General features: G+C 53.1%; 18 protein-coding genes. 11 read left to right on the top strand and 7 right to left on the bottom strand.

Annotated elements, in window-relative coordinates; genetic code table 11:
• Positions 1-128: 128 nt before the first annotated feature.
• A complete protein-coding gene (locus ABIC79_RS04690) occupies positions 129-1,004 on the top strand; it encodes an alpha/beta fold hydrolase (protein WP_112151165.1) in 876 nt (291 codons plus the stop codon).
• A 54-nt stretch (positions 1,005-1,058) separates the two neighbouring features.
• On the opposite strand, the gene ABIC79_RS04685 is transcribed toward ABIC79_RS04690, so the two are convergent.
• Positions 1,059-3,113 carry a choline transporter gene (locus ABIC79_RS04685; protein ID WP_013574714.1) on the bottom strand — a complete coding sequence of 685 codons (2,055 nt, stop codon included), beginning with the start codon at positions 3,111-3,113 and terminating at the stop codon, positions 1,059-1,061.
• 236 nt (positions 3,114-3,349) lie between these two features.
• Here ABIC79_RS04685 and betI point away from each other — a divergent pair, with 236 nt between their 5' ends.
• The 4 genes from betI to ABIC79_RS04665 all read left to right on the top strand — a co-directional run bounded on the left by betI (position 3,350) and on the right by ABIC79_RS04665 (position 7,721).
• Positions 3,350-3,949, top strand: a complete 600-nt coding sequence (gene betI / locus ABIC79_RS04680; protein ID WP_013574715.1) for a transcriptional regulator BetI — start codon at positions 3,350-3,352, stop codon at positions 3,947-3,949.
• 44 nt (positions 3,950-3,993) lie between these two features.
• Positions 3,994-5,463 carry a betaine-aldehyde dehydrogenase gene (betB, locus tag ABIC79_RS04675; RefSeq protein ID WP_013574716.1) on the top strand — a complete coding sequence of 490 codons (1,470 nt, stop codon included), beginning with the start codon at positions 3,994-3,996 and terminating at the stop codon, positions 5,461-5,463.
• A 23-nt stretch (positions 5,464-5,486) separates the two neighbouring features.
• The gene (gene betA / locus ABIC79_RS04670) at positions 5,487-7,172 is read left to right on the top strand and encodes a choline dehydrogenase (RefSeq protein WP_354566591.1); all 1,686 of its coding nucleotides are present in this window, start codon (positions 5,487-5,489) and stop codon (positions 7,170-7,172) included.
• A 90-nt stretch (positions 7,173-7,262) separates the two neighbouring features.
• A complete protein-coding gene (locus ABIC79_RS04665; RefSeq protein WP_013574718.1) occupies positions 7,263-7,721 on the top strand; it encodes a GNAT family N-acetyltransferase in 459 nt (152 codons plus the stop codon).
• 187 nt (positions 7,722-7,908) lie between these two features.
• On the opposite strand, the gene ABIC79_RS04660 is transcribed toward ABIC79_RS04665, so the two are convergent.
• Positions 7,909-8,841, bottom strand: coding sequence for a LysR family transcriptional regulator (locus ABIC79_RS04660; RefSeq protein ID WP_119261419.1), 933 nt, complete (start codon positions 8,839-8,841; stop codon positions 7,909-7,911).
• A 102-nt stretch (positions 8,842-8,943) separates the two neighbouring features.
• On the opposite strand from ABIC79_RS04660, the gene ABIC79_RS04655 reads away from it, so the two are divergent.
• Both ABIC79_RS04655 and ABIC79_RS04650 read left to right on the top strand, forming a co-directional pair.
• On the top strand, positions 8,944-9,378 hold the full coding sequence (locus ABIC79_RS04655) for a DMT family transporter (protein WP_013574720.1): 435 nt from the start codon (positions 8,944-8,946) through the stop codon (positions 9,376-9,378).
• Between the two features lie 4 nt (positions 9,379-9,382).
• Positions 9,383-9,823 (top strand): DMT family transporter, encoded by a 441-nt coding sequence (locus ABIC79_RS04650; protein WP_354566590.1) that lies wholly within the window; start codon positions 9,383-9,385, stop codon positions 9,821-9,823.
• A 27-nt stretch (positions 9,824-9,850) separates the two neighbouring features.
• Here ABIC79_RS04650 and ABIC79_RS04645 read toward each other — a convergent pair whose 3' ends face one another.
• Positions 9,851-10,309, bottom strand: coding sequence for an RES family NAD+ phosphorylase (locus ABIC79_RS04645; protein WP_013574722.1), 459 nt, complete (start codon positions 10,307-10,309; stop codon positions 9,851-9,853).
• A complete protein-coding gene (locus ABIC79_RS04640) occupies positions 10,306-10,668 on the bottom strand; it encodes an Xre family toxin-antitoxin system antitoxin (RefSeq protein WP_231576083.1) in 363 nt (120 codons plus the stop codon). The genes ABIC79_RS04645 and ABIC79_RS04640 overlap by 4 nt, the downstream gene beginning before the upstream one ends.
• Here ABIC79_RS04640 and ABIC79_RS04635 point away from each other — a divergent pair.
• The 3 genes from ABIC79_RS04635 (at position 10,655) to ABIC79_RS04625 (ending at position 13,787) form a co-directional block, all read left to right on the top strand.
• Positions 10,655-10,810, top strand: a complete 156-nt coding sequence (locus ABIC79_RS04635; protein ID WP_238321212.1) for a hypothetical protein — start codon at positions 10,655-10,657, stop codon at positions 10,808-10,810. The genes ABIC79_RS04640 and ABIC79_RS04635 overlap by 14 nt on opposite strands.
• A 307-nt stretch (positions 10,811-11,117) precedes the next feature.
• Positions 11,118-12,005, top strand: coding sequence for a nucleoside-specific channel-forming protein Tsx (locus ABIC79_RS04630; protein ID WP_013574724.1), 888 nt, complete (start codon positions 11,118-11,120; stop codon positions 12,003-12,005).
• A 186-nt stretch (positions 12,006-12,191) separates the two neighbouring features.
• On the top strand, positions 12,192-13,787 hold the full coding sequence (locus ABIC79_RS04625) for an ABC-F family ATPase (protein WP_013574725.1): 1,596 nt from the start codon (positions 12,192-12,194) through the stop codon (positions 13,785-13,787).
• A gap of 193 nt (positions 13,788-13,980) precedes the next feature.
• On the opposite strand, the gene moeB is transcribed toward ABIC79_RS04625, so the two are convergent.
• Positions 13,981-14,742 carry a molybdopterin-synthase adenylyltransferase MoeB gene (moeB, locus tag ABIC79_RS04620; protein ID WP_112151162.1) on the bottom strand — a complete coding sequence of 254 codons (762 nt, stop codon included), beginning with the start codon at positions 14,740-14,742 and terminating at the stop codon, positions 13,981-13,983.
• Positions 14,743-14,744: 2 nt separating this feature from the next.
• Positions 14,745-15,986: a molybdopterin molybdotransferase MoeA gene (moeA, locus tag ABIC79_RS04615; protein WP_112151161.1), complete on the bottom strand. Its 1,242-nt coding sequence runs from the start codon at positions 15,984-15,986 to the stop codon at positions 14,745-14,747.
• 245 nt (positions 15,987-16,231) lie between these two features.
• Here moeA and ABIC79_RS04610 point away from each other — a divergent pair, with 245 nt between their 5' ends.
• Positions 16,232-16,465 carry a DeoR family transcriptional regulator gene (locus ABIC79_RS04610; RefSeq protein WP_013574728.1) on the top strand — a complete coding sequence of 78 codons (234 nt, stop codon included), beginning with the start codon at positions 16,232-16,234 and terminating at the stop codon, positions 16,463-16,465.
• 74 nt (positions 16,466-16,539) lie between these two features.
• Here ABIC79_RS04610 and ABIC79_RS04605 read toward each other — a convergent pair whose 3' ends face one another.
• Positions 16,540-19,359: an autotransporter family protein gene (locus ABIC79_RS04605; protein ID WP_240966955.1), complete on the bottom strand. Its 2,820-nt coding sequence runs from the start codon at positions 19,357-19,359 to the stop codon at positions 16,540-16,542.
• Between the last annotated feature and the right edge of the window lie 293 nt (positions 19,360-19,652).

The raw sequence follows: 19,652 nt of genomic DNA, 5'->3' as shown, positions 1-19,652 counted from the left end.
ACTTCACGCTTATCGGGCAACGGCCTGAGTGTGATGAGTCAAAACACAGATCGTGAATCAGCGATCTTCACTTGTGGCCTTGTTGCCAACCGGCGAGCGACTAAGATGGGTAAAAAAGGAGAAAACCCATGTTTGAACATTTTACCCAAGGCCGGATGGTGGTCAGCGGAACGGAGATTGCTTACCGGATTGCCGGGCAGGGCGAGCCGCTGTTATTGCTGCACGGACACCCGCAGACGCAGGCGATCTGGCATAAAGTCGCACCCTACCTCACTTCTCAGTTCACCGTGGTGCTTGCCGATTTACGCGGTTACGGTGACAGCGGTAAACCCGAGCCGGACGCGGATCACCTGCGGTACAGCAAGCGCGAAATGGCGCAGGATCAGCTCGAACTGATGGCCGCGCTCGGTTTCAGCCAGTTCAGTGTGATCGCGCATGACCGGGGTGCCCGCGTGGCACACCGGCTGGCGCTTGATCACCCGCAGGCAGTGAAACGGATGGTGCTGATGGATATTGCGCCGACGCTTTCCATGTATCAGCAAACCAGTGAAGCTTTTGCGCGCGCTTACTGGCACTGGTTTTTCCTCATCCGCCCGGCACCGCTACCGGAAACACTGATCAAGGCTGATCCTGATCTTTACCTGCGCAGCGTAATGGGCAGCCGCAGCGCCGGTATGCAACCTTTCACCGACGAAGCTTACGCAGATTATTTGCGTTGTCTGCAACTTGATGGAACGGCGCGCGGGATTTGCGAGGATTACCGGGCTTCCGCTGCTGTTGACCTGCAACACGATCAGACTGACGTGAATGCATCTCGCAAAGTGCGGTGTCCGCTGTTGATCCTGTGGGGCGAAAAGGGCATTGTCGGCACCTGTTTTACGCCGCTGGAGGAATGGGCAAAGGTGGCGGAAGACGTTCAGGGCGAGGCGTTGCCGTGCGGGCATTATCTTGCTGAAGAACAACCGGAATTATTGCTGGAGAAAGTGCTGCCGTTTCTTCGCTGAGAGGGGGAAGCCTATAAAAAAACCCGCATGGCGCGGGTTTTTTGTGGGCACCTGTCAGACTGGCTGTTCGGGGAAGGTGAGGGTGTTGCCCGGCGCTTCACGGTTGATATGCAGGAAGTTCAGATGACGTTCGTACTGATCCAGAATGTCATTGATCACCTGATGTTTGGTGAAGTCCATCAGGTCATTACCCTGAGTCCCTTCAAGAAGGAAGGTTTCCAGACGGTAATAATGCGATTTACCGGCGCGTGCGCGATAGGTAAAGGCAGGAACCGCATAACGTACCGGCCAGATCTGATAGACAAAGTTTTGCTCTTCGCCCAACGCGACCTGCAATTCCAGCGGCCCGATTTTCTCGTCTTCCTGTGGCGCGTGCTCGTTAAAGGTCACTTTTGCCCCGCGTAGTTCCAGTTCCTGGGCCACTTCCTGCATCGCAGGGCGGCAAACAGTGTCCATCATTTTCTGGGTGTGGCGTGTGCCCGGATAATTCATGACCCGCGACAGACGCTGTTTCCAGTTCAGCGCCGCGTCGCTGGTGGCAGGCAGCGGAGCCAGAGTCTGCTGGGTGCTGGCGCGGCGGTAATCTTCCAGACGCAGTGATTTATACAATCCGGCCATGATGAAGAAAATCACAAAGCTGAACGGCAGACCCATAATTACCGTGGTGTTTTGCAGTGCAGAAACGCCGTCGGTCATCAGCATACCCAGTGTCAGTACGCCGATGGTGACCGACCAGAAAATCCGCAGCCAGTTTGGCGCATCGTTATTGATGTCTGCCAGTTTTGAGGTGAAGTTACCCAACACCAGCGAGCCGGAATCCGCCGAGGTGACATAAAACAGCAGGCCGGTAATCGTCGCGACGGACGCGCTCAGCGTAAAGCCGGGATACTGTGCCAGCAGGCTGTAAACGCCGCGTTCAGGGTGTGAGATCACCTCGTTGGCGAAATCCAGATTGCCATGCAGGATCTGGTACAGCGCACTGTTACCGAAAATTGACAGCCACAGCAGGGTGAAGACGAACGGAATAATCAGGGTGCCGAACACGAACTGACGGATGGTACGACCGCGTGAGATACGCGCCAGGAACAGGCCGACAAACGGCGACCACGCTACCCACCACGCCCAGAAGAACAGGGTCCAGCTGTTCATCCATTCGGTCGGGCGGTCAAAGGCAAAGGTATTAAGCGTCATGCCCATAAAGCGATTGATGTAATCGCCAATATTGAGCACCAGCGCATTGAGCAGGAATTCGGTATTGCCGAAGAACAGCAGGAACAGAATCAGCCCCAGCGCCAGCAGCACGTTGAGTTCCGACAGAATACGGATACCTTTGTTAACGCCGGAGGTCACCGACACCGTCGCCATAATCACAGAAAGCAGGATCAGCGCGGCCTGAACGGTCAGGTTTTCCGGAATATGGAACAGCACTTTCAGGCCGTAGTTAAGCTGCACCACACCAATGCCGAGCGTGGTGGCGATACCAAAAATAGTCCCGACCACGGCAGCGATATCCACGCTATGACCGATCGGGCCGTTAATGCGCTTACCAAAAATCGGGTACAGCGCCGAACGGATGGTCAGCGGCAGGTTATAGCGGTAGCTGAAATAGCCCAGTGCAATGCCCATCAGCGCGTACATCGCCCAGCCGGTCAGGCCGTAGTGGAACAGCGTCCAGGTCATGGCCTGCCGCGCGGCTTCCAGCGTTTGCCCGTTGCCTTCCGGTGGCAACATGTATTGTGTCACCGGTTCGGCGACCGAGAAGAACATCAGGTCGATGCCGATCCCGGCAGCAAACAGCATTGCAGCCCAGCTCATCATGCTGAATTCGGGTTTGGATTGTTCAGGGCCCAGTTTGATCGAACCAAAACGTGAACAGGCTATGAACACTACAAACACGATGTACAGCGTAGCCGCCAGCATGTAATACCAGCCGAAGGTGGCGGACACCCAGTTAAGGGTCAGGCTGATCCATTTTCCTGATAAATCGGTGAAGAAAATGGTCATTAATGTGAAGGCTAAAATCAGCCCGGCGGAGGTGAAGAACACAACCTTGTTCAGCTGGTCGCGAGGTTTTTCGCTTTTTCTCTCTGTCGTATCGGCAATCGCCATCTTTTCCCCTGTTATGTCAATTAATCGCTATTTTTCAATAAATTGGATTCATTTAAATCCCAAAATTCATACAAATTACTAACGTATTGGTAATAAAATATATGCATTTTTAATTGAACGTTCAATCAAAAAAAAGTTAAATAGGGGGAGTGAGAGCGTTTTAACAAGGCTGAGCGGGAGCGTAAAAAGAGTTTTTTAAGCGCATTGCAACCCGCTCATTTTCAGGAGCCGGAACCATGCCCAAAGTAGGAATGCAGCCCATCAGACGGCAGCAATTAATTGAGGCAACGCTGGCTGCGGTGAACGAAGTCGGTATGCACGATGCTTCGATTTCGCAAATTGCCCGACGCGCTGGCGTCTCCAACGGCATCATCAGTCACTACTTTCGTGACAAGAACGGGCTGCTGGAAGCCACTATGCGTTATTTGCTCAGTCATCTGGGAGAAGGTGTGCAGTTGCGCTTATCACAGATGACGGATACCGCACCGACGGCGCGGCTGCATGCGATTGCAGAAGCCAATTTTGACGACAGTCAGACTAACAGCGCGGCGATGAAAACCTGGCTGGCCTTCTGGGCGAGCAGCATGCATCACCCGCAGTTGTACCGGCTGCAACAGGTTAACAGCCGCCGGCTCTATTCCAATTTATGTTCTGAATTCAGACGTTTTCTGCCTAAAAACGAGGCGCGTCTCGCAGCGCAAAGCACGGCGGCATTGATTGATGGCCTGTGGCTGCGCGGCGCACTCAGCGGTAAAGCGTTTAACCGCGACGAGGCGATGCAGATAACACATCGCCATATTGAATCGCAGTTCGCACCGCGCGTTGTCGGGCAGTAAACGGCGCAGAAAATTTTCAGACCGCACAGACCGAGGAGAGATGTATGTCCCGCTACGGCAAGCAAAAACTTTATATCAACGGGCGTTTTCAGGACAGCACCGGTGATGAAACCTTCGACGCCGTTAATCCGGCCAACGGCGAAGTGATTGCCACGGTGCAATCCGCCACACATGCAGATGTCGATCTGGCGGTGAAATCCGCGCAGAAAGGCCAGAAAGTCTGGGCCGCGATGACCGCCATGAGCCGCGCCCGTATTCTGCGCCGCGCGGTGGATATTCTGCGTGAGCGCAACGACGAACTGGCCGCCATTGAAACGGCAGACACCGGTAAACCGCTGTCTGAAACGCTGGCCGTGGATATCGTCACCGGCGCGGATGTGCTGGAGTACTACGCCGGGTTAATCCCGGCGATTGAAGGCCAGCAAATTCCGCTGCGTGATTCTTCTTTCGTTTATACCCGCCGCGAGCCGCTGGGTGTGGTCGCCGGTATCGGCGCGTGGAACTATCCGATTCAGATTGCCTTGTGGAAATCTGCTCCTGCGCTGGCGGCCGGTAATGCGATGGTGTTCAAACCGAGTGAAAACACGTCGCTGACTGCCCTGAAACTGGCAGAAATCTACACCCAAGCCGGTGTGCCGGACGGCGTTTTCAGCGTGGTGACGGGCGCGGCCAGCGTCGGTCAGGCGTTAACCGATCATCCGGATATCGCCAAAGTCTCCTTCACTGGCGGTATCAAAACCGGCAAGAAAGTCATGGCCAGCGCCTCGGCCTCCACGCTGAAAGAAGTCACCATGGAACTGGGCGGTAAATCGCCATTGATTATTTTTGATGATGCCGATCTTGATAAAGCCGCCGACATCGCGATGATGGCGAATTTCTACAGCGCCGGACAGGTGTGCACCAACGGCACCCGGGTGTTTATCCCCAAAGCATTGCATAAAGCGTTCGAAGCCAAAGTGCTGGAACGGGTGAAACGCATTCGCTCAGGCGATCCGACAGATGAAAATGTCAACTTCGGCCCGCTGGTCAGCTTCGCGCACATGGAATCCGTGCTGCGTTACATCGAAAGCGGCAAACGTGAAGGCGCGACCTTGCTGACCGGTGGCGAACGTATGACTTCCGGTGAATTCGCCAAAGGCGCTTACGTCGCCCCGACGGTATTTACCGACTGCCGTGATGACATGCTGATCGTCCGTGAAGAAATCTTCGGACCGGTGATGAGCATTCTGACTTATGAAAGCGAAGAAGAAGTGATCCGCCGCGCCAATGATACTGAATATGGTCTGGCCGCCGGACTGGTGACGCAGGATCTCAACCGCGCCCACCGCGTGATCCACAAACTCGAAGCCGGGATTTGCTGGATCAACACCTGGGGCGAATCTGCCGCAGAAATGCCGGTCGGCGGTTACAAACATTCCGGTGTCGGGCGCGAAAACGGCATCACCACACTTGAGCATTACACCCAAATCAAATCCGTGCAGGTCGAACTGGGCGAATTCAGCTCAGTATTTTGATCCGCTGCAACAGAGGAGATTCAATGGATTACGATTACATCATTATCGGAGCCGGTTCTGCCGGCAACGTACTCGCCACCCGTCTGACTGAAGACAGCAGTGTCAGTGTGTTACTGCTCGAAGCCGGTGGCCCGGATTATCGTCTGGATTTTCGCACGCAGATGCCTGCGGCGCTGGCATTTCCGTTACAGGGTCGTCGTTACAACTGGGCGTACGAAACCGACCCGGAGCCGCATATGAATAACCGCCGCATGGAGTGCGGGCGCGGTAAAGGGCTGGGAGGCTCGTCGCTGATTAACGGCATGTGTTACATCCGCGGTAACGCGATGGATTTCGATAACTGGGCGAAAGCACCGGGTCTGGAAGACTGGAGTTATCTGGACTGCCTGCCTTATTTCCGTAAAGCAGAAACCCGCGACATCGGCCCGAATGACTTCCACGGCGGCGAAGGGCCGGTGAGCGTGGCGACGCCTAAAAACGGCAATAATCCGCTGTTCGGCGCGATGATTGAAGCCGGTGTGCAGGCGGGGTATTCGCGCACGGATGACCTGAATGGGTTCAAACAGGAAGGTTTTGGCCCGATGGAAAGAACCGTGACGCCGAAGGGGCGTCGTGCGAGCACTGCCCGCGGGTATCTGGATCAGGCCAAACCGCGCGCCAATCTGACCATTGTGACGCATGCCCTGACCGACAGGATCCTGTTCGATGGCAAGCGCGCGGTGGGTGTCAGCTATTTCCACGGTGATGAATACAACGCCAAAACGGCGAAGGCGAAACGCGAAGTGTTGCTGTGCAGCGGCGCGATTGCCTCTCCGCAAATTCTGCAACGTTCCGGTGTCGGTGCGGCTGAACTGCTGAACCGTCTGGATATCCCGCTGGTGCATGACTTGCCGGGCGTCGGGGAGAACCTGCAGGATCATCTGGAAATGTACCTGCAATACAGTTGTACGCAGCCGGTCTCGTTGTATCCGGCATTGCAGATGCACAACCAGCCAGCGATTGGTGCCGAGTGGCTGCTTAAAGGCACCGGCGTGGGTGCCAGCAATCAGTTTGAAGCGGGCGGTTTTATCCGCAGCCGTGAAGAATTTGCCTGGCCGAATATTCAGTATCACTTCCTGCCGGTGGCGATTAATTACAACGGCAGTAATGCGGTAAAAGAGCACGGTTTCCAGGCGCATGTCGGTTCAATGCGTTCACCCAGCCGTGGCCGCGTTCAGGTGAAATCGAAAGATCCGCGCCAGCATCCGAGCATTCTGTTTAATTACATGGCGACGGAGCAGGACTGGCAGGAGTTCCGTGACGCCATCCGCATCACGCGTGAAATCATGAATCAGCCAGCGCTGGATCCTTACCGTGGTCGTGAAATCAGCCCGGGTGAAAACGTACAGACTGACGAAGAGCTGGATGCGTTTATCCGTGAACATGCGGAAACGGCTTTCCATCCGTCATGCACCTGTAAAATGGGCACGGATGAGATGGCGGTGGTAGACGGAGAAGGGCGGGTTCACGGTATGGAAGGGCTGCGCGTGGTTGATGCCTCCATCATGCCGCAGATCATTACCGGTAACCTGAATGCGACAACTATTATGATCGCCGAAAAAATTGCCGATAAAATCCGTGGCCGCCAGCCATTACCGCGCAGTACGGCGGCGTATTACACCGCGGGCGACGCACCGGTTCGCACGCAGCCGCTGAAGAAATCTGCCTGATAAATTGGCTGTAAAATCTGTGTTAAAAAGAGATATTCTCAGGAATATCTCTTTTTTTTGGCTTTCAGAAAACAGGCAGGGCATTCACTCATGACGGAATCATCATCGCTTCACTGGCAGGATTATCATCACAGTGAACTGAACGCGGCGCAGCTTTACGCCATTCTTGCACTGCGAAGTGAAGTATTTGTGGTGGAACAAACCTGTGTTTATCAGGATATCGACGGACAGGATCTGACCGGCGAAAACCGTCATATCGTCGCCTGGCTGGATGGCAAGATTGCTGCCTACGCGCGTATTCTGCGTTTTGAAGATGACGTGGCAATCGGACGGGTGATTGTCGCGCCCTCTGCACGCGGCCTGAAACTGGGTTATCAGCTGATGGAACAGGCACTGGCTGCCTGCCAGAAACACTGGCCGGGTGCGCGCGTCGCGATTTCCGCACAGGCGCATTTGCAGGGATTCTACGGCAGGCTGGGGTTTGTGGCGTATACCGAAATTTATGACGAAGATGGGATCCCGCATGTGGGGATGGAGTTGAATTCCTGATATTGGGCGAAGCGCAAGCTTCAGCATTGTTTTTGTCATTAATACCCCACCCCCAACCCTCCCCTTCGCAGGGGAGGGAGCCGATCGAGCCCTTTGCATGGGATATCGCCGATCGGGTTTTACTCCTCCCCCTGCGAAGGGGGAGGCGGGGAGGGGGTATTAATGGCAACTCAGAAGACGGATATGTTTACCTTTCCCAGTACGGCGGACTGCCAAATTTCTCCAGCAGAAAATCAATCACAGCCCTGACTTTGATCGACGGGCGGCGGCTGTTCGGATACAGCGCGCTGATGGTCTGCGGCTCCGGTGACGTCGATACCTGATAATTTTCCAGTACGCTGACCAGCCGACCGTCGCGCAGGGCATCGCCAATCAGCCAGGTGGGGAACACCACCAGCCCCATGCCGTCGATCCCGGCCTGCGTCAGGGTTTCCGCATTATTGCTGGTCAGTAATCCCCGCAGGGTCATCGAATGCCATTCCTGTTCCGGCTGACGAAAGTACCAGCGTTGCGGACCGGCAAATCCTTTGAACACCAGGCAACTGTGACTGGCTAAATCCTCCGGTGTTTCCGGCTTTCCTGCGCGGGCCAGATAAGCAGGGCTGGCGGCAAGGCGAAAATTCTGGTGGCCGAGCGTGCGCGCCTGCAGGGTGGAGTCCGCCATCACGCCAATACGGATGAGCAAGTCAACGCTGTCCTGCAACGGGTCGATAAAATCGTCGGTCTGCATCAGCTCGATATTCAGGCGCGGATAACGTGTACTCAGCTCATGCAACCACGGCGCAAGATGGCGCTGACCAAAAACTACCGGCGCATTGATGCGCACCAGTCCGCCGGGTTCGCTGTCCTGCTCCTGCAAATCCAGCGTGGCGAGATCCAGCTGTGTCAGCACCTGTCGCGCATGACCGGCGAGCAGTTTGCCGGATTCTGTCGGGCTGACGGCGCGTGTGTTGCGATACAGCAGTTGCGTCTGTAATGCCTGTTCAAGCTGGGAAATCACCCGCGATACGGTTGACGGCGACATCGCCTCACGCCGCGCCACCTCAGAGAAACTGCCCTGATCCAGTACCGCGACATACAGCCGTAATGCCTGAATATTGATCTGATTAAAACCTTTCATCTGTGCGTATCCCGCAAAGGTATTTTCCTGATTGTGCTGTTTTTCGCATAGTTCTGTCACGTTATAGTCGCCGCTTCGAAAAAAACAGAAAGCAGGGCAATGATGAATCTGATGTTAATTCCGCTGGTCGTTCTGGCGGGGATGGGGCTTTCACTGGAGGCCGGGCTGATTGGTCCGCTGGGAACGGAGGTTGGCCATCTGTGGGCCACGCTGAGTATTTTTGGTGTGGGTGCGGTGCTCACCGGCCTGCTGGTGCTGTTTTTCAGCCCGCGTAATGCGCCGTCATTCAATGAACAACCGGGCTGGACATTGCTGGGTGGCGTGCTCGGCCCGGTCTATGTCGTGGTGCTGACGCTCGCGACGCCGGTCATTGGTATCGGCATGACCATGATTGCGATTTTGTCAGGGCAGGTGGCGAAAAGCGTGCTGATCGACCATTACGGCTGGTTTGGTACACCGCACAAGAAAGTCGGCGGCGAACGCCTGCTGGCGCTGCTGTTTATCGTTGCTGCACTTGTTTTGATTGCCTGGGACTGAACTGATGATGATAATACTGGCCATTGTAGCCGGTGCCGCGCTGAGTATGCAGGCGGCGGTGAACGGGCAGTTAGGCGGGAAAGTGGGCGTACTGAAAAGCGCATTCCTGACGTTCAGCGTCGGGGCTGCCATTACCGCAGTGCTGGTGCTGTTTTTGCAAACACCACAGCCGCAAACCTTGCTCACCGTACCGAAGTGGCAACTCGCGGGCGCATTATTTGGCGTGCCTTACATCATTGTGATGGTGACAGCGGTACCCCGTGTCGGAACGGCGGTGGCAACGGTCGCGGTAATCCTCGGACAACTGGCAATGGGTATGCTGATTGATAATTTCGGCTGGCTGGATAATCCGCAGATCGCGCTGTCATGGCACCGGATTGCGGCTATTCCCTGCCTGATCATCGCACTGGCACTCATTTATCGCAGCAACCGGAAAGCAGAGTGATTTCCTGACAGAGAGCAGACCCGCGCTTTATTGCAGGCGCGGGTCAAACATCATGGGCTCGCGTTCTACTGAACTCAGTAAATCGGCAAAAGCCGGGTGTAGCGGATTAAGTAATACGTTGTATTCCGACGGCACAATCACTGACGGCACTTTCAGCCCGACATATTCACCTTCTGCAAGCCAGACGTCACCCTGACGTTGAGTGCTGTCAGGCACTGATGCGCTTCGCCAGTCGGCGGCAAGCTCTGAAACTTCCAGCGTATCCAGCAGTTCCTCTGGCACCTCAATACTCAGCAAGGTATAGGAACGCATCAACATGCTGTTTTGCAAATGCACCAGAATTTCCAGGATAGCCAGTGAGATGCTGGTGGTGACATAGACGACCGGCCTGCCTGGCGGATTCCAGCGACCGCCATAAAGTTGCGCGCCGGCTCCCGACCAGGCTGTCGCCAGATGACGGGTCTGCACGATACGAAACAGCTTCAACTGAAAACACCGTGCTGGAGACGACCAATCAGGCGGCTGACTTCCACAGCACCCGCTTCAGAAGACAGCAGTTCCAGCGGACGTGAACCATCCAGTGCCGGAGCAGGGCGGGTGAACCATTCGAGCGCCGAGACACGATCCCCTTCGAACAAATCAGTTGCGGCATCCACGATGCGAACCAGTCGCGCCACACGTTCACTCTCTTCACTTTTTAGCAATCCGTTCCCGGCTTTACGCCGGGCATAGTTGCGTTCGTTAATGCCCATGATTTCCAGTAACACCATTTTTGGCCATCCCAGCTCAGTATTAAGACGGCTGATACTATCAACAGGAAATCCCTTTTGTATGGCATTTATCAAACTGATTCCGCTGCTTGCGGGAAGGCCCGCAGATTGCCAAAGCGGCGTTGCAGAATCTTGCACAGAGCTGGAAGACAGCCCGGTAATTTTTGAATTCATGATGTGTGCCTCCGCACCGTTATTTGTCATGATTATAGCATGACAAATAACGAATGGTCATTTTATCAACGATAACTTTTTGCATCAGTCCGTACTGAATAAAAGCGCACGGAAAGATAAATGTGATGAATGTCACATTGGAGATGTATCGGAATGAAACAGAAATTGACAAACCTTGACCAAATCTATTTATTAGCTAAGAAAAGTCGACTCTTGTAGGAAGTAACTGGTAATTGCAGGTTTTTTGCACTATGTGCAGCAATCGGTTGCGGATCACAGTTTTAGGGTTTGTTTTATGCAACGTCTGAAAGTGGCAAGGCGTTGTTCCACCCCCCGCTTCTGGTAAAAATATGAAAAATAAAATTATTGCAGCAGGCGCTTTGATGGCTTTGTCCTACAGCGCGACCGTGCTCGCTGATGATAGCAAGGGCGAATTTGTTTCTGACTGGTGGCACCAAAGTGTCAACGTTGTAGGTAGCGCCGATACCCGTTTCGGGCCTACGCTGCGTAACGATGTTTACCTTGAATATGAAGCGTTTGCGCACAAAGACTGGTTTGATTTCTACGGTTATATCGATATTCCTAAAACCTTCGGCGCCGGTAATGGTAATGACACCGGTATCTGGGATAAAAACGGTTCTCCGTTGTTTATGGAAATCGAACCGCGTTTCTCTATTGATAAGCTGACCGGTACTGATCTGAGCTTCGGTCCGTTCAAAGAATGGTACTTCGCGAACAACTATATCTACGACATGGGTCCGGATAGCGATAACCGTCAAAATACCTGGTACATGGGGCTGGGCACCGACATCGACACCGGTTTGCCGATGAGCCTGTCTCTGAACGTGTATGCGAAATACCAGTGGGAAAACTACGGCGCAGCGAATGAAAACAGCTGGGACGGTTACCGTTTCAAAGTGAAATATTTCGTTCCTCTGACGCAACTGTGGGGTGGCAACCTGAGCTATATCGGGTTCACCAACTTCGACTGGGGCTCCTCACTGGGTGATGACGATTTCCGTGATCTGAACGGCAACAAAGCGCGTTCTAACAACTCTATCGCCTCCAGCCATATCCTGTCGCTGAACTACACACACTGGCATTACTCGTTCGTGGCGCGTTACTTCCACAACGGCGGCCAGTGGGCTGACGGCGCTGAGCTGAACTTCGGTAACGGTAACTTCGATGTGAAGTCCACCGGCTGGGGTTACTACGGCGTGATTGGCTACAACTTCTGATTTCAGCGGTTGTACGACAAACCCGGCTCCGGCCGGGTTTTTTGTTTTTGTTGCTTTCTGAAAAGTCGCACATCAGGCATTTTTTTTAGCTGTTGAGTGAAAAATGACCACAACTACAGGCGATCCTGACGCGCTGTTGTGGCATAATGCGCGCCAAATCACATTTCCCAATTAAGAGCGAGCGTTGTGCTAAGTACTTACAACATCACCATGCAATTCGGCAGCAAGCCGTTATTTGAAAATATTAACGTGAAATTTGGCGGCGGTAACCGTTACGGCCTGATTGGCGCGAACGGTTGTGGCAAGTCCACTTTCATGAAGATCCTCGGTGGCGACTTAGTGCCTTCTGGCGGTAACGTTGTGCTGGACCCGAACGAGCGTCTGGGTAAATTGCGCCAGGATCAGTTCGCCTTCGAACAGTTCAGTGTGCTGGACACCGTTATCATGGGCCACACCGAATTGTGGGAAGTGAAGGAAGAGCGCGACCGTATTTACGCGATGGCGGAAATGAGCGAAGAAGACGGCTACAAAGTGGCTGATCTGGAAGTCGCTTACGGCGAAATGGACGGCTACAGCGCAGAATCCCGTGCGGGTGAATTGCTGCTGGGCGTGGGGATCCCTGTCGAGCAACATTATGGCCCGATGAGCGAAATCGCCCCGGGCTTTAAACTGCGTGTTTTGCTGGCGCAGGCGCTGTTCTCCGATCCGGAAATCCTGCTGCTCGACGAACCGACGAACAACCTGGACATCGATACTATTCGCTGGCTGGAGCAGGTGCTGAACGAACGTAACAGCACCATGATCATCATTTCCCATGACCGTCACTTCCTGAACATGGTGTGTACGCACATGGCGGATCTCGACTATGGCGAACTGCGTGTTTATCCGGGCAACTACGATGAATACATGACGGCGGCGACGCAGGCTCGTGAACTTCTCAGCGCCAATAACGCCAAGAAGAAAGCACAGATTGCTGAACTGCAATCGTTCGTCAGCCGCTTCAGCGCGAACGCCTCCAAATCTAAACAGGCGACTTCCCGTGCCCGTCAGATTGATAAAATTCAGCTTGATGAAATCAAAGCATCCAGCCGTCAGAACCCTTACATGCGCTTCGAGCAGGACAAGAAATTGTTCCGTAATGCGCTGGAAGTGGAAAAAATCACCAAAGGTTTCGACAACGGTCCGCTGTTTAAAAATCTCGGCCTGATGCTTGAAGTGGGCGAGAAAGTCGCGATTCTGGGTGCCAACGGTATCGGTAAATCAACGCTGCTGAAAACGCTGGTCGGTGAGCATGAACCGGAAAGCGGTTCAGTAAAATGGTCTGAAAACGCCAAGATCGGTTATTACGCGCAGGATCACGAATATGAATTCGATGACACCCTGAACGTGTTTGACTGGATGAGCCAGTGGAAATCCGAGAAAGACGACGAGCAGGCCGTACGCGGTGTGTTAGGCCGTCTGCTGTTCGGTCAGGACGATATCAAGAAGAAAGTGAAAGTACTTTCCGGTGGTGAAAAAGGTCGTATGTTATTCGGGAAACTGATGATGCAACGTCCGAACATCCTGATTATGGATGAACCAACCAACCACCTTGATATGGAATCCATCGAGTCACTGAACATGGCGCTGGAAATGTATGAAGGTACGCTGATCTTCGTTTCCCACGACCGTGAGTTTGTCAGCTCGCTGGCAACCCGTATTCTGGAAATGACGCCGACCCGCGTGATTGATTTCTCGGGTAATTACGAAGATTATCTGCGTAGCCAGGGCATCAATAGTTAATTCGCTGCATCCTTCACGTTGTCTCGGCGTTGGCTGCCTTTACTCACCCCGGTCACTTACCGATGTAAGCTCCCGGGGATTCGTGCAGTTGCCGCCTTGATACAACGCGAATGATTTTGCGAATTGTTTTGGGTGTCATAAAAAATAGAAAACCGCCGATAAAGGCGGTTTTTTTGTGTCTGAATTTACTGATTCAACAATCCCCACACACTTCACAATGCGGGTCTTTCATCAGTTTCATTTCGCGGAACTGCAACGTCATGGCGTCGAACATCAGCAGTTTTCCGCGCGGGGTTTCACCAAATTTTGTCAGCAGTTTGATGGTTTCCATCGCCTGCAAACTGCCGATGGTGCCGACTAAAGGTGCCATCACACCGGCTTCCACACAGGTCAGGGCGTTTTCACCGAATAACCGGCTCAGGCAGCGGTAGCAGGGTTCCTGCGGCTGATAAGTGAACACGCTGAGCTGGCCTTCCATGCGGATGGCGGCCCCGGAAACCAGCGGTTTTTTCTGCGCGTAACATTCACCGTTCAGCTGATTGCGCGTGGTGACGTTGTCGGTGCAATCGACCACCACGTCGCAGGCGGCGATCAGGTCACGCAGCATGTCGTCGCTGGCCTGTGTATTAATCTGATGAATGACGATGTGCGGATTGATTGCCGCCAGCGCCATTGCGGCGGATTCCACTTTCGACATGCCGATCCGGGCGTCAGTATGCAGCGTCTGGCGTTGCAGGTTTGACAGCGAGACCGTGTCGAAATCCAGTAGCGTTAACGTACCGGTGCCAGCCGCCGCCAGATATTGCGCAGCGGCACAGCCTAAACCGCCCAGTCCGACAATCAGCGCATGACTGGCTTTCAGTTGTTCCTGGCCGTCAAAATCAAACCCTTTCAGAACGATCTGGCGGTTATAACGCAGGGTTTCAGCGTCCGTCAGTTCCGGCAGTTGAGGCATGTTCAGCTCCGCAGCAGGGCGTTAAACGGTTCGATTTCAACGATTTCGCCTGCGGCCACGTTACCGCGCCCGCGTTCAAGCACGATAAAACAGTTGGCCTGGCTGAATGAGCTGAATACGTGCGAACCCTGATGGCCGGTGGTGCGCACTTCCAGTTGTCCTTCGGCGCTGGTGCTGAAAATACCGCGCTGGAAATCGAGACGTCCGGGGGATTTTTTCAAGGGTGTCACCGCTTTTGCCTTCAGGCGTGGCGGGAACTGCCAGGCCGTATGGCCGGACAACTGTGCAATAAATGGCTGAACCAGCTGATAAAACGTCAGTGCTGCCGACACCGGATTCCCCGGCAAACCGCAGAACCAGCTGCTTTCCAGTTTACCGAAAGCAAAAGGTTTGCCCGGTTTCATGGCAAGCTTCCAGAAACCAATTTCACCCAGTTCATCCAGAATCTGTTTAGTGTAATCGGCTTCACCGACCGATACGCCGCCGCTGGAAATCACCAGATCGGCAAACGCATTGGCTTCTTCGAAGGCTTTACGCAGCGCCAGGGGATTATCGCGAATAATGCCTAAATCCAGGACGGTACAGCCCAGTTGTTCCAGCATCAGGCGCACAGCGAAACGGTTGGTATCGTAAATCTGCCCCTCCTGCAAAGGCGTTCCCACCGGTTGCAGTTCATCGCCGGTGGAGAATACGGCGACTTTCAGCGGTTTCCACACCTTGACGTGGGTGACGCCCAGTGAGGCCAGCAGCGGTAATTCTGCCGCACCGAGCCGTACACCGGCAGGCAGCACGCTGTCGCCCTGTTTAATGTCGTCTCCGGTCAGGCGGATATTCTGGCCTTTTTGCGCTGTTGCAGTGAAACGTACTCCTGCATCTGAAACTTCAGCCTGTTCCTGCATGATTACTGCATCGGCACCGGCGGGAACTGGCGCACCGGTCATGATGCGGATACAGGTTCCGGCAGGCCATTCGCCATGAAAAGGCGCACCGGCAAAGGCTTTGCCCGCGACCGGGAACACCGCGCCGTCGTGCAAGTCTGTGCAACGTACGGCATAGCCATCCATCGCGGAGTTATCAAAAGGTGGCACAAAAACCGGTGAAAGCACCGGTGCGGCGGTTATGCGGCCCGCGGCGCCAGCAAGTGGCAGGGATTCGGCCTCCTGACTTGTTTTAGGCGGTACACAGTCGCGCATTTTATCCAGCGCTTCGTCAAGTGAGATCAGACCGGCAGTATTGAATTCCATAAAAAATCCTTAGTCATTCGTCCCGGCGTAGCAGGTATTTTCAGCGGTGCCGGGCAGGGAAATGGAGCATGCGCATAGTATGACAGAGAAACGCAGCGAACCAAAAAGCGCCGAAGGCGTAAAAATTCTGCGCGGATTCCTGAAAAATTGAGATCGATCCCAAAATTAACAATGTAACGCAGGTATTATAGTTACCGTTATTTGTGACCTTCGTCACATAACTGTCATATAAACAGGAATAACCGGTGCTTAAAAAAAATCGCCATCAGGCCATCCTTCAGTTGGTTGAACAACATGAAGTGCTACAGGTAAGCGAACTGGCACAATCGCTGGATGTAAGTCTCGAAACGATCAGACGCGATCTGAGTGAAATGCAGGACAAAGGATTGATTTTGCGCCGCCACGGACGTGCGCGTCGTCTGGCCGCTCAGCCTGAAACATCCTGGCTAAACAGTTTGCAGCGTTGCCCGCAGCTTTAAACGCAGCAACGAAATAAGAAAAGGGAAGGCTTTGATGCCTTCCCTTTTTTATGCGTGTGATTCAGAGACCTGAATTAAAAACGCCCCTGGATCCCAATATGGCCGACGTAGCCTTCCATATCGCCGTCAAACCCTTTGACGTATTTCACATCAGCATACACCGAGGTATTCGGTGCGAGTTGCGCCGTCATGCCCGCGCCGGTCTGCCAGTATTGATCGGAAAAATCCGTTGTACTGACATCGATTCCGCCGACATTGATATCCGGTGAATCCGAGAAATTACTCAGTACGTCGGCGGTCAGGTAAGGTTTGAATTTTTCACTGGCTTTATCTTCTGCCTGGTCGCGTAACAAACGCAACCCGGCACGCGCTGTGCCCTGATTGACAGAAACGCCAGAGATATCAGAAATTTCATCGCTGAAATCTTCTGAATTCAGATACTGATAAATGATCTGCCCCTGAGGTTCGATTTTCCAGTTGGTGCTGACGGCATAGGGTTGACCTGCTTCAGCAGAAAGCAATACGCCGTAGCTGTCCTGTTTCGTATCATGCAGGCTCTCATACTGGTTACGATACCAGGTGAACTGGCCGACAAGGTCAACGTAAGCGCCATCTTGTGCATATCGGGTGTAATAGCTGCCAACGCTGTAGGCATCACTGCGCACTGAGCCAGCATCCGCACTTTTCCCCGCCAACGTGCGCACCTGATCCTGCGTGTCGGTACTCTGGTTGCCCAATGTCGCCATGATGCCAGCGTGGACGCGTGTGCCGTTTTTCAGTTCATCCTGATATAAGTCGGTTCCGAATTGCGCGAACCAGTAATCACTGTCGTACCCAAAACGTCCCGCATCGAAGGAAGTGTGTTCTCCGCCGGTTCTCGCCCATGCGCGATTGTTGTAGCCTTTGCCATAGGTTTCTGTATCGCCCATACGCTCGTGCAGCGTGCCAGCAATACGCATGCCATAATACAAGTTCAGATAAGGTGCTGCGATATAACTGGGGATTTCGCCACGGTAAGTGTCTGGTGTAGCCGGGGCAGGCGCAGGAACATCCGGTGTCGGATTATCTGGCGTTGGGACATCAGGAACCGGCGCGTCAGGTGTTGGGATTTCAGCGCGCAGATACCAGTCATTCATATCGCCGGTGGCATCCTTGCTCCCTTCAAAAAGATAATAGTCGTAAGCGCCGATACTGACGCTGTTTTCCAGACTGAACAGGCCATTATGACGGCTGGCATCATCAATCTGAGCGACACGTATTCCGTCGTTAATTGTCTGTGCTGCCTTACCCGACGCAGAGATATGTAATCCGAACTGCCCGGACGCGTTGCCCGTAACATGAATGAGATCGCCAGTGCTGTTTCCCTGCGCATCCTGCTCCAGCGACGTATTCATAAAGAACGTACCCTTGCCTGACAGATTGTGCGTTTCCAGCGTTTTATAATCACCTTGTCCGGAAAACTGAACGCTGGCGTTATTCATGTTGAGTGAGTCGATGCGCGAGGAATCGGTCATCAGCCACTGACTGTCCTGAGCATCAATATTAATCGTACCGGCAGAAGCAGAAGAAAATTCCGTGCCATTCATCGCGCTGCCTTGCCAGGTTGAGTTAAGCAAATTGAGCGTCAGCTGGCTGGCGATCGGGTCTTCATCTGCGCTTAGCGCAATAAGGTTACCGTTAATGATGCTGCCGTTGCTGGCGTTGACCGAAAGGTCGGCAATCTGGTTGCTGTTGCTTCCGGCAACGACAAAGGCATCGGCGGCATTCAGGGAACTGTTATCCAGTGTGACGGCCCATTCGCCTTCGGTGGCGTGTACGCCCTGGGTTTTACCCGCAAGCCGGGAGTTTTTGACGTCCAGTGTGCCACCGTAGGCATAATCAGGTGTGGCGTAGGAAGTGATCAGGTCAACCAGCGGTTGGTCCGACAGTGCATTTTCCATCACGACCTGGTTAAGGTTAACGTTGCCCTGATGACTGATTTCTATGCCGCTGGTGGTATTGCCGCTGCTGATATTGCCATTGAATACCGAGATAACAGAGTTGTCGTTTGAGCTTATCGCCGTGCCTGCGGAATGGATGTCAGTGTTCACTAAGGTGACGTAGCTGTTTTGATTACTTTCGATCGCCGTACTGCCTGCATATTCTGTATTAGCAGAACCTCCATTCATTAATACACCGGCATTACGGGTGGAATAAATCGCCCGCGAGTCCTCGCCCGTCGTGGTAATTATCGCGTCATTAGAAAACAGAATAAATCCGTTATCTTCTGCATATAAGGCATTGGTATGCTTACCGTGGGTGGTCACTGTGCTACCACTTCCCGTGATAAGAACGTCGTTCCTCTTGTGCAGACTGGAATTGATGTTGTTTAAAATAATGCCTTCTGAATAATCACCCGCAGTAGTGATATTGACTTTATTGATTGTGCCCTTTGCCCCATTCTGGATAACCAGACCATCAGAGCCGTTCTGCATTGAATTAATATACAGAGTGCCGGCAATCGTCGCGGTGGCATTATTATTCACCGTGAATCCGGGGGTGCTGTTATTATAGGTATTTATGGTAACATCATTTTTAGAAAGGAAAGAGGTTCCTATTCCTTCCATCATAATGCCTTTACTTTGGCCGTAAGTGTTGATAATAAGCGGTCCGAGTAAATCAACGCTTCCGCCACGGTTAATGAGCATCGCATCAGTTAAAGAGCCCTGAGTGGTGATCGTCACCGGTGCCGCAACTGACTGTGTCAGTGCGCCACCATCATGAATATAAAAGGCAGGAATACTGGAAGTGATGCCTTCCGACCAGGTGGTTGCATTTACGCCATCCAGATACCCTTCGGTGGAAAGGTCAAAGGGGACCATTCCGCTGATATCTAACACGGGTAAATTTGTCACATTGCCAAATTCATCTTTATCACTAATATCTGTTGCAAGCGCGTAATTAGCCAGAGAGATAGATATCGCCAGAGGGGTCAGCTTTATTAATCTAAGTGCTACAGTTTTCCATTTTTCCGGATTATTTCCCATTTTATATTTCGTCCCGTCAGAATTTTTTAAAGAGTCTGGCGGACATTTTACGCATATTTATTTTTTAAGTTATTAATTGTATATTAAGGTATGCTTAATTTAAGATGTTTATGAATGTGTAATATGTGGGCGTTAACGTAATGAATAATGGGGATTAAATA

It is taken from the genome of Rahnella sp. 2050 (genome assembly GCF_040544515.1).
GTDB lineage: Bacteria > Pseudomonadota > Gammaproteobacteria > Enterobacterales > Enterobacteriaceae > Rahnella > Rahnella aceris.
This window is presented reverse-complemented; position numbering and strand designations above follow the sequence as displayed.

Bases quoted from the DNA above. Each gene is read 5' to 3' on its own strand.
- ABIC79_RS04690 (WP_112151165.1), top strand. From the start codon at position 129: ATGTTTGAACATTTTACCCAAGGCCGGATGGTGGTCAGCGGAACGGAG.
- ABIC79_RS04685 (WP_013574714.1), bottom strand. From the start codon at position 3,113: ATGGCGATTGCCGATACGACAGAGAGAAAAAGCGAAAAACCTCGCGAC.
- betI (WP_013574715.1), top strand. From the start codon at position 3,350: ATGCCCAAAGTAGGAATGCAGCCCATCAGACGGCAGCAATTAATTGAG.
- betB (WP_013574716.1), top strand. From the start codon at position 3,994: ATGTCCCGCTACGGCAAGCAAAAACTTTATATCAACGGGCGTTTTCAG.
- betA (WP_354566591.1), top strand. From the start codon at position 5,487: ATGGATTACGATTACATCATTATCGGAGCCGGTTCTGCCGGCAACGTA.
- ABIC79_RS04665 (WP_013574718.1), top strand. From the start codon at position 7,263: ATGACGGAATCATCATCGCTTCACTGGCAGGATTATCATCACAGTGAA.
- ABIC79_RS04660 (WP_119261419.1), bottom strand. From the start codon at position 8,841: ATGAAAGGTTTTAATCAGATCAATATTCAGGCATTACGGCTGTATGTC.
- ABIC79_RS04655 (WP_013574720.1), top strand. From the start codon at position 8,944: ATGAATCTGATGTTAATTCCGCTGGTCGTTCTGGCGGGGATGGGGCTT.
- ABIC79_RS04650 (WP_354566590.1), top strand. From the start codon at position 9,383: ATGATGATAATACTGGCCATTGTAGCCGGTGCCGCGCTGAGTATGCAG.
- ABIC79_RS04635 (WP_238321212.1), top strand. From the start codon at position 10,655: ATGGCATTTATCAAACTGATTCCGCTGCTTGCGGGAAGGCCCGCAGAT.
- ABIC79_RS04630 (WP_013574724.1), top strand. From the start codon at position 11,118: ATGAAAAATAAAATTATTGCAGCAGGCGCTTTGATGGCTTTGTCCTAC.
- moeB (WP_112151162.1), bottom strand. From the start codon at position 14,742: ATGCCTCAACTGCCGGAACTGACGGACGCTGAAACCCTGCGTTATAAC.
- moeA (WP_112151161.1), bottom strand. From the start codon at position 15,986: ATGGAATTCAATACTGCCGGTCTGATCTCACTTGACGAAGCGCTGGAT.